The sequence below is a fragment of the Caldicoprobacter guelmensis genome (genome assembly GCF_016908415.1).
In the GTDB taxonomy this organism is placed as follows: Bacteria; Bacillota; Clostridia; order Caldicoprobacterales; family Caldicoprobacteraceae; genus Caldicoprobacter; species Caldicoprobacter guelmensis.
This window is the reverse complement of the sequence record NZ_JAFBDW010000001.1, coordinates 1-16,905: the sequence shown is the minus strand read 5'-3', so window position 1 is coordinate 16,905 and position 16,905 is coordinate 1. Positions and strand designations below refer to the sequence as shown.

At 40.5% G+C, this 16,905-nt stretch carries 13 protein-coding genes, 1 tRNA gene, 1 rRNA gene and 2 pseudogenes; all 17 read right to left on the bottom strand.

Annotation, left to right across the window (positions count from 1 at the left end):
- Window positions 1–159: 159 nt before the first annotated feature.
- The 17 genes and pseudogenes from JOD02_RS00080 to rrf all read right to left on the bottom strand — a co-directional run bounded on the left by JOD02_RS00080 (window position 160) and on the right by rrf (window position 16,746).
- The gene (locus tag JOD02_RS00080) at window positions 160–1,533 is read right to left on the bottom strand and encodes an O-antigen ligase family protein (RefSeq protein WP_204485834.1); all 1,374 of its coding nucleotides are present in this window, start codon (window positions 1,531–1,533) and stop codon (window positions 160–162) included.
- Between the two features lie 240 nt (window positions 1,534–1,773).
- Entirely contained in the window at window positions 1,774–2,832 is a 1,059-nt protein-coding gene (locus JOD02_RS00075) for a glycosyltransferase (protein ID WP_204485832.1), read from the bottom strand.
- 229 nt (window positions 2,833–3,061) lie between these two features.
- Window positions 3,062–4,432: a hypothetical protein gene (locus JOD02_RS00070; RefSeq protein ID WP_204485831.1), complete on the bottom strand. Its 1,371-nt coding sequence runs from the start codon at window positions 4,430–4,432 to the stop codon at window positions 3,062–3,064.
- A 263-nt stretch (window positions 4,433–4,695) separates the two neighbouring features.
- Window positions 4,696–5,328 (bottom strand): annotated as a pseudogene (tnpC, locus tag JOD02_RS00065) (IS66 family transposase); the annotation flags it as partial.
- Between the two features lie 91 nt (window positions 5,329–5,419).
- A complete protein-coding gene (locus JOD02_RS00060; RefSeq protein WP_204485829.1) occupies window positions 5,420–7,195 on the bottom strand; it encodes a heparinase II/III family protein in 1,776 nt (591 codons plus the stop codon).
- On the bottom strand, window positions 7,155–8,366 hold the full coding sequence (locus JOD02_RS00055; protein WP_204485827.1) for a glycosyltransferase family 4 protein: 1,212 nt from the start codon (window positions 8,364–8,366) through the stop codon (window positions 7,155–7,157). The genes JOD02_RS00060 and JOD02_RS00055 overlap by 41 nt, the downstream gene beginning before the upstream one ends.
- A gap of 410 nt (window positions 8,367–8,776) precedes the next feature.
- A complete protein-coding gene (locus tag JOD02_RS00050; RefSeq protein WP_204485825.1) occupies window positions 8,777–9,850 on the bottom strand; it encodes a glycosyltransferase family 4 protein in 1,074 nt (357 codons plus the stop codon).
- A gap of 36 nt (window positions 9,851–9,886) precedes the next feature.
- Window positions 9,887–10,045, bottom strand: a pseudogene (locus tag JOD02_RS00045) (polysaccharide biosynthesis protein); the annotation flags it as partial.
- A gap of 546 nt (window positions 10,046–10,591) precedes the next feature.
- Window positions 10,592–11,140 carry a hydrolase gene (locus JOD02_RS00040; RefSeq protein WP_204485823.1) on the bottom strand — a complete coding sequence of 183 codons (549 nt, stop codon included), beginning with the start codon at window positions 11,138–11,140 and terminating at the stop codon, window positions 10,592–10,594.
- 66 nt (window positions 11,141–11,206) lie between these two features.
- Window positions 11,207–11,282: transfer RNA gene (locus JOD02_RS00035), tRNA-Lys, on the bottom strand.
- Between the two features lie 232 nt (window positions 11,283–11,514).
- Window positions 11,515–11,649, bottom strand: coding sequence for a hypothetical protein (locus tag JOD02_RS11575; RefSeq protein WP_279380574.1), 135 nt, complete (start codon window positions 11,647–11,649; stop codon window positions 11,515–11,517).
- Window positions 11,650–11,667: 18 nt separating this feature from the next.
- The gene (locus JOD02_RS00030) at window positions 11,668–12,435 is read right to left on the bottom strand and encodes a sugar phosphate isomerase/epimerase family protein (protein ID WP_204485821.1); all 768 of its coding nucleotides are present in this window, start codon (window positions 12,433–12,435) and stop codon (window positions 11,668–11,670) included.
- Window positions 12,436–12,551: 116 nt separating this feature from the next.
- Window positions 12,552–13,712 carry a Gfo/Idh/MocA family protein gene (locus tag JOD02_RS00025; RefSeq protein WP_204485819.1) on the bottom strand — a complete coding sequence of 387 codons (1,161 nt, stop codon included), beginning with the start codon at window positions 13,710–13,712 and terminating at the stop codon, window positions 12,552–12,554.
- Window positions 13,713–13,718: 6 nt separating this feature from the next.
- The gene (locus JOD02_RS00020) at window positions 13,719–14,579 is read right to left on the bottom strand and encodes a TIM barrel protein (protein ID WP_204485818.1); all 861 of its coding nucleotides are present in this window, start codon (window positions 14,577–14,579) and stop codon (window positions 13,719–13,721) included.
- 37 nt (window positions 14,580–14,616) lie between these two features.
- Entirely contained in the window at window positions 14,617–15,390 is a 774-nt protein-coding gene (locus JOD02_RS00015) for a sugar phosphate isomerase/epimerase family protein (protein WP_204485816.1), read from the bottom strand.
- 13 nt (window positions 15,391–15,403) lie between these two features.
- Window positions 15,404–16,423, bottom strand: a complete 1,020-nt coding sequence (locus JOD02_RS00010) for a Gfo/Idh/MocA family protein (protein ID WP_204485814.1) — start codon at window positions 16,421–16,423, stop codon at window positions 15,404–15,406.
- Between the two features lie 206 nt (window positions 16,424–16,629).
- Window positions 16,630–16,746 (bottom strand): 5S ribosomal RNA (rrf, locus tag JOD02_RS00005).
- Between the last annotated feature and the right edge of the window lie 159 nt (window positions 16,747–16,905).

The window sequence follows — 16,905 nt, the reverse complement described above, 5'->3', positions numbered from 1 at the left end:
AACACTCATTTTTTCTATACTTCGTGGGTCTAAACAGCTACCTTTCAAATTCAAGAGAAAGAGAATTGGCAACAATAATTATAGGCATGTGTCTAGGATCCATATGTCTGTAATTTTATTCTCCATATCTACACTATTTGAAAATCCCTTTACCTCCAGCTAGTATTCACAAGAAACTCTTGTGAACTTATCAGTGTACGCAAGACTAATCGAGATAAGAAACCAAACAAATTCTTTCCATTCCCACGAAAGTGATAATCCGGCAAACAGGACCGAAAGAAGCGAAATCATTGGTATGATAATGTGCAAAGATCTAATCTCACTAGTCTGCTTAAGTATATTAGGAATTCCACCTATGGCTTTCATTATTATTAGCATAAACAAACCTATCCCAACTATCCCTAATTGTAATATTATTTCTACATAAATACTATGTAGAACAGTTGGTATACCGTATTTTTCAAAATTAAGCCACTCTTGAAGCATGGTCGCAGATGTTCCCCAACCAATTATCGGACGCTCCAACCATTTTTCCAATGCAGCCATCCACCAATCTATCCTCCTCGCAGTTAACTTAGACAGACTATTCTGTATCCAGGTTGAAGAAAATCTTGCTTGAACTTGCGAAATATCTATAAATTGCGTCAGAAAAACTAATGCGAGAGAAAGAAAAAATATCAACAAGTAGTGTTTTCCTCGGCCTTTCTTTAAAAAAAGGAAGAATAAGACCATCAATGTGAAGATAAGAGTTAACAATCCTCCTCTAGACAAAGTCAAAATTATAGAATAAATCGTAAGTATAACACTTGAAAGAGAAGCTATTTTCCAAAACACTGCCTCTATAGAGAAAAAAACCCAAAAAGAAAAAGGTAAAAGAGCAGAAAGTAAACATGCAAATTCATTCGGATCAGCTCCTAAAAAAGTTACCCGAGTCAGAGACCACCATGCAAATTGTTCATAACCAAAAAATATAAAGTAAATGTTCACTATTATGAGTCCAAGCGTAAGCGATTTGGAAGAAAAATACATTATTTGTGAAAGCTCCTCCTGTGTTTCATCCATAAGGTAAATGTATATTAGCATAGCAAAGAAAATTTTGGAAACTGCATAGATGACCCCTTCATATAGTGCTTGTGCATAATTCCAACTAGAAAATGCACCATCTGGAAATAAAACTATATGATTAAATATTCCTACCACAGTCCATGTTAGGAAAACTATTATCACCCCTAGTCCTTTGGTCATGTGAATCTTTTTCCACCTTATTATATGAGCAACCAAGTAAATTAGCAATAATATTGAAAAGATCTTTGTTATAGTCAAACCTTCTCTAAAAACCATTAGAGTTTCCACAATCGGCAGTAACAATAAAATAGCAATAAAAAAACTCTTCTCAAACGCGATAAGTATCAAAAGCATTGCTACAGAAAGAATCACGTTTCTTATGTAGAGACAGAGAAAAAAAATTAAAACAAATGCAGTAAACTTAAATACTGTTGAGAAGCTATCCTTATAGCAGAACCCTAGTTTCATTGTTCTACCTCCAACTCCCATGTTGAACACCATAACAATCTGCGATAGTGTATTTATCCGTTTGAACCTCACCCATTCAGTTCAATTGTTGCCATATTAACAAAGCTCTCGAAGGAGTATTCCCTTTATAATAGTATAGGCAGAGCTGGTTTGCGATTTCCAAACCCATCAATGCGAAATTTCTGGAGTAGACACTGTTCGTGTTCCAAGATGAAGATTTGTGTGTGCTAGCCGAAATGTTCATTTACTAGCATCCACCAGAATATCACTCAGCAGCTTTGACAGAACCCTTCTATACTCGTAAACAGCAGCCCTTTTCCTAGAGTTATCTGACTTCTCAACCAACTGTTGAGGATCAACAAGAACCCTCAAAAGAACCTCCTTAAAATTTTCCTCGTCGTTTGTCTTAAAAAGATAGCCAATCTCATCAGTAACTATTTCTCCATTACACCCAGCATCAGATGCAACAATAGGCAGACCTGCTATCATTGCATCAATCAAAGCACCTGGAAATCCTTCCTCCACATGGCATGTTGGAAAGATGAAAAGATCGTATTCTGCTAGTTTAGTATATGCATTTTCACTTTGGAAATCAAGCACGCCTTGATAAAATGCATAATTCGAATTACGTATTTTTTCAAAAAACATTTCTTTAAATTCGATATTTTCAAATGGGCCGTAAAAATCTATAGTAATTTTAACATTCTGCGAATTTATTTCATCCAAACACTCCAACAAGAATAAAACACCCTTTTCCCTAGTCATTCTTGAGACAAAAACAGCCCTTACGGGAATTCGTGGAGTTCTTTTCTTGACTTCCCTTATTTCAGGAATCTCTTTGAAATTAGGTAGCCATTCAACATTCCTAATCCCCAATGTGATAAGGTCGCGCGCCATGGTTTTCCCTTCAACATAGATTCTCGTAACCGCCTTAAGGAGCTTATTCAAGTTCGGGTTCTCTCGAACTTTTCTCACTATAGTTCCACCAATTACTACATAGTAAATCCTTTTTTTGAAGATATTGAAGCACTTTGCTAATTTCAGTATCTTTATAGCACCTGGAGAAGCCTTTGAGATAATTATACTTTTAATATCACGTGATAAAAACACACTAAGTATTCTTAGAAAGAGCGCAATTCTGCTTCTTACCGTGTAAGGTTTATATGCCTCAACATCTATAACATACACCTGAATTCCATTTTCAATAAGATACTTGGTAATAAGCTGATTCTTCAAGGTCTCACCACCAAGGCTCTTTTCGGTAGAGACTGAACCTATGAAGGCAAAGCTGTATTTCATAAAGGTCTTACCTCCACTTTGTCTATTGTTACGGAACACAAAGACATTTTAAAACTCTATAAGACTGGTAGGTATCCCTATCTCTCTATTCTGAACAGTACTTTAGTAACACCGTTATATTAATTGGTATGAACCTTTCGCTGCTCTGCACAAATTCTCGAATCATATGACAATCAACAAGACAGCACGGAATATAATTAATCCCTTTGTACTCTTTCGAAAATAACATTTAGCTCTTCTCTTCCTCACTCAGCGTAGACACAAGATATGGAACTTTTCCCCTTTTGCTGAATACAATCTGGGATTCATCACAGATTAGAAAATCTATGTCAAAGTTCTTGAGCTTCTCGATAAACTCCCTTTTAAGATCTTCAAAATCTCTCTTCCTCAACTTCTCAAATGGTACAAGATAAACTGATAGTTTTCCAGGGGTGTCTTGTCTGAACTGTATGTACTTGAAGTTGTATTGGGCAAAGGAATGTACATTTACGAGAGTCATTGATATCTTATTACCATACTTATCATACACAAAATCTTTCCCCCATCTTCCGGAAATTTCCGTTAGACTCATTGGAATCCCAGAAGACGTTGCCTTATGGACCCTGGCAAAATCTCCCGTTCTGTAACGTATTAAAGGAAGAGTTTTGTTTATGAACGTAGTGCACGTTACTTCCCCAAATCCCCCCTCCGGTACTCTTCTCCCATGTTCATCAAGGACTTCTATCAACCCATAAGTTGGGAATACATAATAAATTCCTTTATTCTCGGGAATTTCTGCAGCGAAACCTGCTCGTTCCGAGTGACCATAGAAACTTGTTACACAGCATGAAAAAGTCTCCTCTACAAGTTTCCTCTGCTCTTCGGTAAAATTCTCACTAACAAATGAAATACCTCTGAGTTGCATTCTGATCCTTCTGCCTTGAATCAACTTAGATAGTCTGGTCCATGCTGATGGATAACCGTGACCAAATTCTGGATCAAAATTTTCAATCTCTCGAACAATAGCATCTATGTTTTTTTCATTCATCAGAAATATGTTTATTAGTAATTCATTGTATATTGGGTTGTATTTCCACAACCTGTCACCAAGGTTCACACCTCTAAGCGTCAGCTTTCTGCATTTCCTGTAATACCCGTTTCTGTACCAACTCCACAACACATGTTCATAGTCTCTATAGTAGGCATCGTCAGAAATTCTTATCAACAAAGGATTTCGTCCAGTTCCGCCGGTAGTTGTGTAATAACCGTTTACGGATTTCACCACAAACGAATTCAAGCTTTTTCTCACCGTTTCAGAATCTATAGGCTCAAGAGATTCTAGTCCATTCACATCCAGATTTCCATTAATCCTTTCAATTTTATCGGCATAATACGGTACTTTAACACTCAGTACATGTTCAATTATCCTTGTTAGGCCGTTTTCAACTAGAAGGAGAAAAAATGTTTCATCTTCAGAAAATCGTCTAAATTGTTTGTCAAGCTCAAAAACCTTGCTCCAGGCTTTTTTTGAGCTGACATAACTTAAACCAAACGTCTGAACTAGGAAACCTGCAACTGGTTCAGGTATAGTTTCGTATATTTTTTTTAGCAAACCAAGCATACCTACACCTCACGTTTTAAACATTTTTACAAGTTTTTTGTTACTCTACAAAATATTTATCAAGTGGCTTTTTGAAATTTTCTCTTTTCTATGGGTTTTTATTAATACATATCTTCCTTTTGAAAAATCAATATCTCTAAAAATAATGTAAGCGTAAAATAATTCCCATCTTGACAAAGTCACATTACTATGTAGGTACAATTTGGACATTTGAAAAAGAAAAAATTGCTTAATTTCAGGCTTTTTCAAACTCTAACTGACAAGCAGTAATCAAGCCCATTCTTTGCCACGCTTGCTATTCCTTCACTAGTCCCAGGTATTGCCTTCAATGTTTCATCAAACTCCCTCATCGCATGTGCCCAACATCCCACCAATACTACATCAGGTATGCCATTGTATCCTTCATACCCATCTACATGCAGATACCCTTTGAATTCCTCTAAAAACTTCTTCGCATGCCTACCTGCCCTCGTCGTCTGATAATCATAAAGCACTATTGCTGGACCATCCCTGCCTGTACGATAAAGCCACATGTACGATACAGCCTCTGCTGCTCTCCCTGGCCCGTGTAATACCTGCAACGTCGTCTCATCGGCATGCAGTATATCCCTCTTAATTAGATGTTCCCTCATCCTCTCATATACAGGCCTCAGCCATCTCTCTGACCCCTGTACCATCCAGTTAGCCATAGTCTGCCTCGATAGCTCTATCCCCATCCGTTCCCACTGCTGCTCCTGCCTATAAAACGGCATCCCTTCCACAAATTTCTGTGTCATTACATACGCAATAGCAGACGGTGAAGCAATACTTCCAGGAGGTGCAGCTTTAGGCATTGTCGCTGTTACTATAGGCGTGCTCACTTCACTTTGCTCGCATTTGCGGCAGGCATACATATAATGTGTCATGGATAATCCTTACCATTTCTATGGAGGAATTATCTCACATATGCTCGCAAATTTTTAAGCGTGTTCTATTTGATGCTTATAATTAATCTACTTTTCTAAAGAGAACCTTACATCGCACAGTATTGCTATAAAACACAATTCTCACATTGTCTCGCTCACCAATATGCATATAATGATAAGAACACAAACTTTTCAACTTTTCCAGTTTAAATTCTTCTGCAGATTCTACAAGCATTATAATATCATTGTCTATCAAAACCTTATTTTTATTTAGAATCTGAACATGTCTATCTGGATGAAAATGAAAATTAATTTCTGGGAAAGTATTAAAGCAACTTTTTATTATATCCTCCACACAAACTTCTTGTTCAGCTATCAATATCTTTCTAACATGTCTTGAACCATTTTTATAAATCACTTCTCCTTCAAAACCACTATTACTTTTTCTCAAAGTTGTAAATGCTTGATCCACCCATCTAAAACTTCCCACTTGGGTGCTTTGATCGGCACCTAGAAAAGCCGTGTTATGTGCCCGTGTGGATCTAAAATATCTCCTCAAATTTTTGTTCAAATTATAACTATAGGTACCGGAATCGGTTAGTACGTGTTTGCCTCCAAAGCTGAGCTCTATAGCTAGCCCATCAGCATGCGCGTGAAATATTTGTTCTTCATTATTTATGAAAACATATATTTGGTAATCCTTATATACACCGTATTTCCCATAACTAAACAGTTCGAAAATAGGATATGAACTATAAAAATCTGGAACCACTAAGCTTTCCCCATAAATATTTCCGAAAAACGCCTCCAAAAAACTTATCTCTACGTTTTTTATTTCATGGTAACCAGCCATATACCCAAGTGAATCTACAAAATCTCTAAAATTTGTAGGAGACTTAGATGAAGTTCTATAAAAAACACCATCATCCCAATCACCAAATTGTGGATATGTACCATCTTGCTTTTCAATACAACAAAAAAACTTATATGACTGGGTAATCATTCTTTGAAATTCATGTTCGAGAAAATCATCTCCCAGTCTTTTTGACAATAAGTACACCAACAAATACATCTGAATTGCGAATCTGTGATAAGAAAGGCTGCTTTCAATATATGTTCCATCATCTCTAAAAAAAGAAATACAATCTTTAAGAATTCTTTTTGAACGTCTTAGGAAATTATCCGAATATTCCGTTTTGAGCAAACTTCCAACTAAATAAAGCGCTGCAGCCTCCCCAATGAGATGGTTATTGGGCATGCATTTCTCAGTATATTCTATATCTTTATATACACGATAAATATGCTTAAATAAAAGCCTTTCAATATAATCATTCCTTGAGCCAGTATATGTAATATAAACTATATACGCCAAAAATATTGAAACCGATCGAATTGCAATCTCCAGATTGCTTACCCAATTAAGTCCATAATTGTATGGATTTACTTCTTCCCATCTACGCAAAAACGCAACAAGTTTCTCTGGATTATTTTGTCTAATAGCTAAAATAGCATATATTGGAAGGAACTGTAATCTATTCTTTTCCCAAAATACCCTTACATCATCTTTGTAGTTTTTGATATTAATGTCATACCAGGGTACATTCTTAAATTCATCGTTTTGATAGTTTTCTATGCCTTCAATTTCATACGTGGTACCCATAACTTCAAACATATTAAAAAATTGTATAAATTTAAAGAACTCAAACTTAAACGTAATAATCTGTGAAAAGTCAAAAATACAAATTGTGGGAAGATAGAACTTTCGTTTTATCAAACCCGTTTTTCTTTCAATTAACCTTTTTGTTCTTGCAAATAGTTCACCTTTGTATAGTGCTTTGAAATTTTTGAATATGGGCATAATACGCATCTTCTATAACCTCTGCAAATCTTTTTGCAAGTATTGGTCTCAAATACCTTTTCTCAAGAATAGGGTTAACTTCGTACTTCCATAAACCTTTATTAAGAATATATTTTAACTCTTCTAATGCTCTTTCTAGATCAGTTACATTACCCGGCTCAAAAGCAATCCCAGCTTTCATTTCATCCAATATTTGTTTTGTTACACCTGTAACTCCATATATTACTGGCTTTCGTGTTGCAACATATTCAAAGACTTTAGAAGGTATCGTTTTTGAAAACATGGGAATATTTCTTAAATGAACAAATAGTGCATCCGCAGCCTCATACTCTTTTAAAAGTTTTTGCCTTTCTATTGGTAACCTTAACTCTATGTTCTTAATGCCTTTTCTGTTTATTTCCCTTTCTATTTCCTTGCGCTGTGAACCATCACCAATTAGAACAAAATAAAAATCATTGAAAATTCGGTCATTCAATTCCGTAAGTATCTTTATATCCTGTGCTAGACCAAGATTCCCTGCGTATAAAATTCTAAAAGGTTTACGCGGTGGTGACATGATATCAATTTTTCTAAAGTATTCAAAGAATTCCATATCTACCCCGTTTGTAACCAAGTATATGTTTTTATTTCCCATATTTCGAATATACTCTTCGAATGCAGGAGAGTTTATTACTATTTTGTCTGCTTTTTTATACATATATATCTCAATTTTCTTTAGCATCTTATATACAAAAGAATTAATTCTAGTTAGTCCAAGATCTACCATAGCATCAGGCCAAAGATCTCTAATATCGAGCACAAAAGGTTTCTCATCATTAACTATTAATGCACCAAGAAATCCAGAAAAAATTTGTGGTGAAGTTGCAACAACAACATCATGTCCTTTAACAAGTTTTCTTGCGATAATGTAACTTTTCAAGAAGAAATCTAAAAAAGAAATACCTCTTTGAAAAAGATTATTAGACTGCTTTAAACTCGGAATCCTAATAACTTTAACATTTTCATTAAAGTTATCTTTCATTTCCACTTTAATACTTTTATATCTGTTTGGATATGCAGTAAGAACCGTAACTTGATGTTTCTCTGACAAAAAGCGAATAAGCGATTCCATTCTAAAAGAAGCAGCCCCAAGATCAGGTGGAAAATTATGTGTAATAATTAATATTTTCAATCTTTTCACCTCTTAACAAATTAACAGTCTGTTTAACTCAGCAATATCTCTATTCTTACTTTTATGAAAAATGTATTTTAAATTTAATTTACATGTATTGGTTAAGTCACAAATATACCACTTAGGTTTTATGTTTTTCTCTATAAAACTGTTTTAAAGATTTCTCGTTCTATAAACTTAATACATCTTTTTAGTTAAAATTATTTGTATGGTAGTCTACTAATATTGGGAAGTAACTTCTTCTTTTAACATTTTCTCTTCAGCAGACTCAATAAGTTCCTTTTTACCACATTAGAATGTTGCTTCCAAGCTTGCTTTAAAAAAGTAAATATTTTAAAATAAAATATAAGAAAGCCACTTTTTTTAATTACAACTACGAATTTCATTTTGTATACTTAAATTATCAAAAATCACCTATTAAATGTATGCCTTTCCGTGGTGGAAGCCATCTCTTTATACATTTTTTCTACAAATTTCTCTATTCTTACCAACCCACCAAAACTAATCACTATCCCTAACACCACAAGCAACCCTACCACTACAACCCCAAAATAAAACCACCGCTTAACATCCACAATCACTCCAACCAACGCAGCTAGCACTGCTAAGCTGTAAATTATAAACACTGCTTGTCTCTGGCTAAAGCCTTTTGCTATGAGCCTATGATGAAGGTGATTCTTATCCGCTGAAAACAATGGCTGTCTTTGTGCGATTCTTCGCAATATTGCCAGGCCTGTATCGAAAATCGGTACCGCCAAAATAATTATAGGGGCCACCATAGAAGCAGGATTTTCTGGTATATCCAAAGCTATTATGCTTAATACAGCCAACAAAAGCCCTATGAATGTACTACCCATATCTCCCATAAATACTTTGGCGGGATAAAAATTGTAGAGAAGAAATCCAATGATTGCACCGGCAAGCGATAACGCAATTATATATCCGATATAATCTGACCCTTCTCTCCCCAAAATAATTATAAATGCAATAGAAGCGATAAATGATACTCCCCCCGCTAAACCATCCAGGCCATCTATTAAGTTAACCGCATTGATTATACCAATAATCCAACATATGCTTATAAGTCCATCAATTAGAAAAGCTAGATACACATTATCAGTTATGTACTCACTTATATTAACCCTTATCCCTGCTACCACAACTAAAACGGAACACAGTATTTGCACGGCCAACTTTTTCTTGGCTTTAATGTCGTAAATATCGTCAAACATTCCCACCACAACAAGTATAACAGATGCAACTACTATGCTAACAACCTTAAAATCTATATTTGAAAACATAACAAAGGGAATGATAAATCCTATAAAAATAGCGGCTCCACCTAATAGCGGAACGGGTTTTTTGTGAATTTTTCTGCCGTTGGGTTTGTCCACAATGCCGTTTTTATTGGCAAACTTAATAACCAACGGCATTCCTAATAGTGAAATCAGGAATGCAATAACAAAAGCCCCTAAATTTTTCATATGTATCACCTTCAATTAACAATTAGCTTGTCAATACTTTATCTCCACATCCGACTCAAAGCCCGACAGGCGGATGAGGTCACGGGCCAGGTCCACTATCTTGACCGGCTCGCCCATATCAAGAACAAATATCTCGCCCCCTTTGGCCATAGCTCCTGCCTGTATCACAAATTGCACCGATTTGGGTATGGTCAAGCAATTCGGCAAGATTGACACTGATGACATCAAGCTCCACAAATGCTATCTCACCTATTAATGCAATCACATTTAAGCTATGCTTTCATAAAGCATTCCTTTTCGCACAAAAAATCGCCGTTTATTCCTGCTAAGATGATGCTTTAGTACTATGTACCAAGTCTGTGTCACCTACTATAATTATCTACGATGAATGTGTACATTTTTGAGAGGGAAATCATTTTTGAAGTGTTTGCCGGACAAATCCTGGAGGAAAGCATGATGCTGCCATTTCTCCTCCATAACGAAGGAGAAAACTGCTGCGTCTCATCCCCCTATGACCTCCGTCAGGAAAGTTATGCGCCGAAACAGCAAAACCTTCCTTCAGGATTTTGTCCATTCTAGTTAAAAATCATAGCACATGTGGTATAAGATGTCAACACTTTTTATTTTTTGAGACATAAATAATGTATAATTTTTGCCCATTTTTTTAATCCACAGGCTACGGTTTATATTTCGATACACATCTACTTTTTCCTGCATGCTGGAACAAAAATTCTTGTTTTTTTATTTTATAAGCCTTGAGAGCTCCTTGAACTCTGGCGTGCCTGCCGTTTTCAAAAGGTCAAAGAGCACGGTCTCGGTATTGGTGATAACAGCCCCCATCCCCTCCATCAAATCAAGGCCATTTTGATGATTATCCTGCGTCCTCGAGCATACCGCATCTTTAACTACAAAAGCTTGATAACCGGCTTGCAGCAGCTCCCTCACCGTTTGAAATACGCATACATGCGTCTCCATACCGCATACAATCACCTTTTTACGTCCCAGCCTGGCAAGCTGTGCGGCAACCTCGGGGATATACGCAGAAAAAGATAGCTTCTCAAAGGCCTGAAAATCGCCAAGCATATCGCTAAGCTCCTTTACCGTCCTGCCCAGACCTTTGGGGTACTGTTCGGTCACTATGACAGGTATATCAAGCCTTTGAGCTGCAGAGATAAGAATTTGAGCATTTCGGATTACCTGGTCGCGCCTTTCCATCACCGGCACCAACCGTTCTTGGATGTCGATGACCATCAAAACACTTTGTTCCTTTTTAAGTTCAAACTTGTCCATACCAAACACCTCCTGCAAAAGTGGAAAAATAAAAAAGTACCAAGACCTTTCCTGGCCTTGGTACTATGGTGAGCCATCAGGGACTCGAACCCCGGACACCCTGATTAAGAGTCAGGTGCTCTACCAACTGAGCTAATGGCCCATCTTGTCATCAAGCAGGATTTATTATAATCCATAACATACGGTAAATTCAATGCAGATATTCGCTGTAAATAAGCGATATAAAGCATTAATGTGAGTATATCTAATGATTTCTCGTTTTTGCTCCGTATTCCTTCTTGTTTCTCTCATTAAATCTCATAAACAAAAAAACGGGATGCCCCTTTTAAGTACAGGGACATCCTGAAGCTTTTCGCTGTCGTGGCTCATCAGCTTCAAATGTAATTTTCCCTGCGCCCGCACTTTACAAACTCATCGCAGGCATACTCCTGCCATTTAGGCTCCAATCCGATGTAGGCATGAGAGGCATCGTAATTTAATGTGCTTGCAACTATCTCTCTGGAATCCATAGTCTACACTCCTTAAACTCACTTGCTCAGCTCTCTCAAGAGCTCGAGAGCAACCGGCGCCTCCTCATCAACGTCTTTGATGCCTGCCTCAATGCTTATGCGCTCTTGATACCCAATTTCTTTCAGCCCCTTAAAGAAAAGGTCATAGGCATCCTCTGCCCTATCAAGAGGACATACCCGTCCATTGCTGTTGGCTATATGAAGGTGTGCAAGCATAGAAGATGCGTCAAGCAGTATGTCCATATCTTCATTTTCCCGGCGCATGTGATAAAAATCGGCCAGCAGCTTTACATGGCTGTGATCGACATCCTTGACAAACTCTATGCCTTCTCTCACCGAATTTAAAATGTTTGTTTCCGATGTGTTCAAAGGCTCCATGGCAATCGTCAAGCCGTACTCTGCCGCCACATCGCCTGCTATCCTTGCAACCCTCACAAGCTGCTTCCACCCTTCCTCCCTGCTCCAGCCATCGGGTATCTTGCGTGCCCCGCCGCTTCCGAATACCACCACTTTGGCCCCCAGTCGGCTCACCTTTGAAAAGGCGGATTTCAAATACGCCTCTATCGCCTTTTCGTCAACCCCGGAGCCGGTAAGCCTCACGTCTCTGGGGAACAGCACATTAAAGGCTTCACACTTTATGTTGCTGCCCTCAACCAATTTAAGTGCAGCGTCAAATTCCTCATCATTCATCTTTACAATGCTGACAACCGATGGCTCTATGTAGTCAAACCCTATACCCTCCATCTTCTTTATATTCTCAACAGCCGTACATATACCGATCTTCATAGATTTCCCCCTTTCCTCTCTTTCCCAGCTTAGAAGCTTAAAATAATATGCTCCAAGCATCTTAAATAGTAGACCCTCCCACTCTTATGTGAGAGGGTCTACCACCCCGCATATAATCAATACGTCCCTTCTACGTCCAAAACCCTATCCTCTTTTTTATCACTTTTAAGTCTGGAGCTCTCTATCCTTTCTTTGAGCTTTTGATAGAAAAGGTCTTCATCAAACGGAATCTCCACCCAGTCATCCAGCCAGGAGGACAGATGTATGGCATTTGATATGGTCAGGCCATTTATCCCTTCCACGCCGGGCGCCAAAAGCGGCGTGCCTTTCAATATGGCGTTTACCCAGTTGGCGGTAATTCCCCTGTGCGCCGTTTCAACGCCGTGTACGGGAACTTCACACTTCCAGCACTCTGGCGAACCAAAACCACCCTTGTATTCTTTGTTGAACTGCCTCTCTGAAACGCGCAGGCGCCAGAAGGTCAGCTTCCCATCCTCCACCACTATCTTGCCTCGATCGCCGGAAATCTCCCAGCGGTTGGTGCCGGGCGCTTCACCGGTGGTGGTTATAAACAAGCCGGTAGCGCCGTTCTCATATTCCATGTAAGCGGTGACATCATCTTCGACCTCAATGTCGTGGTATTTGCCGTAGTAGCAAAATGCCCGTACCCGTTTTGGCATTCCGCAGATCCACTGCCACAGGTCAAGATTGTGTGGGCATTGGTTGATCAGCACGCCACCGCCTTCACCGGCCCACGTGGCCCGCCAACCACCCGAATCGTAGTAGCTCTGCGAACGGTACCAGTTTGTGATAATCCATATGATGCGCTTTATCTCGCCCAGCTCGCCTGACTTTATGAGGTCCCTCAGCTTTTGATAGACAGGATTGGTCCTCTGGTTGTACATGATGCCAAAGACCTTACCGCTCTTTTCAGCCACCTCGTTCATTTCCCTTACCTGCTTTGTATAAACCCCTGCGGGCTTTTCAATGAGCACATGTAAGCCCCGTTTAAATGCGCTGATGGCCAAAGGCGGATGGTAATAATGCGGCGTGGCGATGATGACGCCATCCACGGTCCCCGACTCAAACATGGCCTCAGCATTGTCAAAAAGCTTAACATTTGGTCCCAGATTTTCCTTGGCCCACTCAAGCCTCTTGGGGTTTACATCGCAAACAGCGGTAAGCTCCGCATTCGGGATGTCCCCGGCCGCCAAATACTTGGCGTGGGCCGAACCCATGTTCCCTATGCCAACTACGCCTATCCTCACCTTATCCATCTGTTTTTACCTCCCCTCAATCTCTGACAGTATCTTTTTTAAGGCACTGGCGGCAACGCCAAACAGCTTGGGACCGCCTTCCGGCAGGTTGGGGTCAACCATCCCCTGCTCCAGCTGGCTAAACCCTACGAAGTTGCCAAGATGGGGCTCTATGGACAAAAATCCCTCATAGCCCATGTTATAGAGCTCAGCAAGTATCTCCTTTACCCTGCCGTCGCCATATCCTGCCGGTACCACGCTGTGGTTGCTGTACAAAGCATCTTTGATGTGCATGTAGGCTATATAATCCTTTAGCAGATTGAATGCATGGGGATAAGTCTCAACATCGCACTGCACGAAATTGGCCGGGTCAAATGTGAACTTTACGTACTCGCAGTTGAGCGTCTTTAAAAGGTCAAGGCAGCGCTCGGCGGTATCACCATAAATGTCCTTCTCATTCTCATGGAGGAGGGTAAGCCCCGTTCCTTGAGCGGCTTTTATGAACTCCTCCCACCTGCGCAGGACCTCGTCCCTGTATTTTGCAGGGTCATCCCCTTTAGGGATGTAAAAGCTGAACATCCTGATATAATTGGTTTCTAGGATCTTTGCAATCTCGATGGTGTGCTTAAAGAGCTTAAGATGTGGCTCAAAGTCATCTAGTATCCCTATCTTGCCTATAGGCGAACCCACGGCGGAAATCTTGAATCCCCTCTCATCCAGCTTCCTCTTTATATCCTTCACTTCGTCCAACGAATACTGGACAATGCTTTTCCCATATACACCCCTCATCTCTATGTACCCAATGCCGTGCTGCTCCAACACATCCATCTGCACCTTCAAGTCTAGGTCGATCTCATCTGCAAAAGCCGAAAGTATGAACTTGCTCACCCTTCTCTTCCTCCCCACACCAATCGTATTTTAGGACTTAAGGATTAAGTCCCAATTTCTTAAGGTTGTTCAGGCTTATTGCCAGGCTCTCAAAGGGGTCCCTCTGGCAGACGTCCTGCTCCACCAGCGCCCACTCTACACCGACCTCGATGCAGGCATCGATGATATCGGGCCAGTTGAGATTGCCCTCGCCCACCTCGGTCATCATCTGCTGCCTGTTGCTGTCCACCCCCATGTCCTTGAAGTGGACCACCTTCATCCTGCCCTTGACCTTCCTGATCCAGTCAACGGGATTGGCACCACCTGCCTGCACCCAGTATGTATCGATTTCAAAGTCAAACACTTCAGGGTCGGTTTCGTTGAGCAGAATCTCCATGCCCGTTACCCCGTTAAATTTCATAAACTCGAAGTTGTGGTTGTGGTAGATAAACCTAAGCCCGTTATCGGCCAGTACCCGCGCAATCTCAGATGCTTCCTTGGCAAACTTCACATACCCTTCGGCGCTTTGAGCGTACTGCCGCGGCATGGCACCAAGGCCCACATACTTGCAATTCCACAGCTTGTGCTGGTCAATGACCCCCTGCAGGTCATCCTTGAGCCTGTCGTATCCTATATGGGTAGCACAAATAGTTAACCCTTGTGCATCCATTATTTCCTTGACCTTATGCGGGTCCACAGGGCCAAAGGCTGACACCTGGACGGCATTGTACCCTATCTCCTTTATCTTTTTCATGCTGGAAACGATGTCTTCAGGCGTCTGGGTAAACTGCCTTATGGTATACAGCTGGGCTCCTACTCTGGGCTTACTCATAAAAAATTCCCCCCTAATTAATGTTTATTACATTCCCTGTAGAAGAGGATTTATATATGCCGTCGATTATCTTTAAAGACTCCATACCCTCTTCAACAGAGATGATGTGCCTGGGGTTGCCGCTCAATATCGCCTTATAAAACTCCTCTATCAAAATGGCGTGGCTTCTGCCCCAATAAGACTTGTATGCCGTCTCACCCGATCCCTTGCTGACTAAACGCTGGTAGCTTCCGCCCTGTTCCATCACCAATGTGCCATCGTAAATCCTAAGAGTTGCCTTCTCGCAGACTATTTCGATCTCCACCGGCGAATTGGCAACATAGCAGTTGGTAGCATAAAAGATTCCCCGCGCTCCATTTTTGAAAAATAGAAGCGCGTCGGCGGTATCCTCCACCTCTATCACATCGCCCAAAAGGTTGGTGGCGACATTCCCTTTTACAGCCTTGACTCCCCCGCCCAGCCACTGCATTAGGTCAAGGGTATGAATGGCCTGGTTTATGAGCACGCCGCCACCTTCGGTGGCAAACCTTCCCCGCCACCCGCTTTCGGTGTAATACTCCCTGGTCCTAAACCATGTTACGATGCCCTTAACGCCTTTGACCTGTCCAATTGTACCGCTGTCGATGACCTCCTTGGCCTTTTGAGACTCAGGATTAAAGCGGTTCTGAAAGCATACCCCTATATAGCGCCCATGCTTTTTGCTTTCCTCAGCCATCTCCTGTGCCTGGCTTACAGATATGGCAACCGGCTTCTCAACCAAGACGTGCTTTCCGGACCTTACAGCCTCAATAGCCATAGAAGCGTGCAAGTAATGAGGTGTACAGATATGTACCACATCCACTTGGTCATCGCTGAGAACATCACGGTAATCAACATACCAACGGCAATTGTACTTTGAAGCAGACGCCCGAGCTCGTTTCTCATCTATGTCAACCACACTCACCAAACGGCTCAATTCGCTTGACACTATGGCATCTGCGTGCACTCCGTGTATACTGCCGCAGCCTATGATGGCTGCCCCTAATCTTTTCATATATTTCACCCCAAAAAACAGGGACAATCCCCTTGATTTTATAAACACCGACATCCAAGTCGCTTACCATACAGTTTAGGAAACCGTTTACCTTCTGCATTAATTATAAAACACGTTGCAGCTTGGTGTCAATAAAAAGGTCAAAAATAATACAAGCTGTACAATTAAAAAAAGCCTGGCTTACAAACCAGGCTTTTTAATTGGAGCTCCGGCGACGACCTACTCTCCCAGAGGGTCTCCCCTCTAGTACCATCGGCGCTGAAGGGCTTAACTTCTGTGTTCGGAATGGGAACAGGTGTTTCCCCTTCGCCATGGTCACCGGAATCTTTTTTACCTCTCTCATTCACCTTGTTTTCCTTGCTTAACTGCTTCCTAACCTTACCTTCTCTATCCTACCCTCAAAGGGACCTCCTTTATCCCCTTCTTGCACCCTCAAAACTGCACAATGCAGGTCCTATCGGTCAAGCCCTCGGCCTATTAGT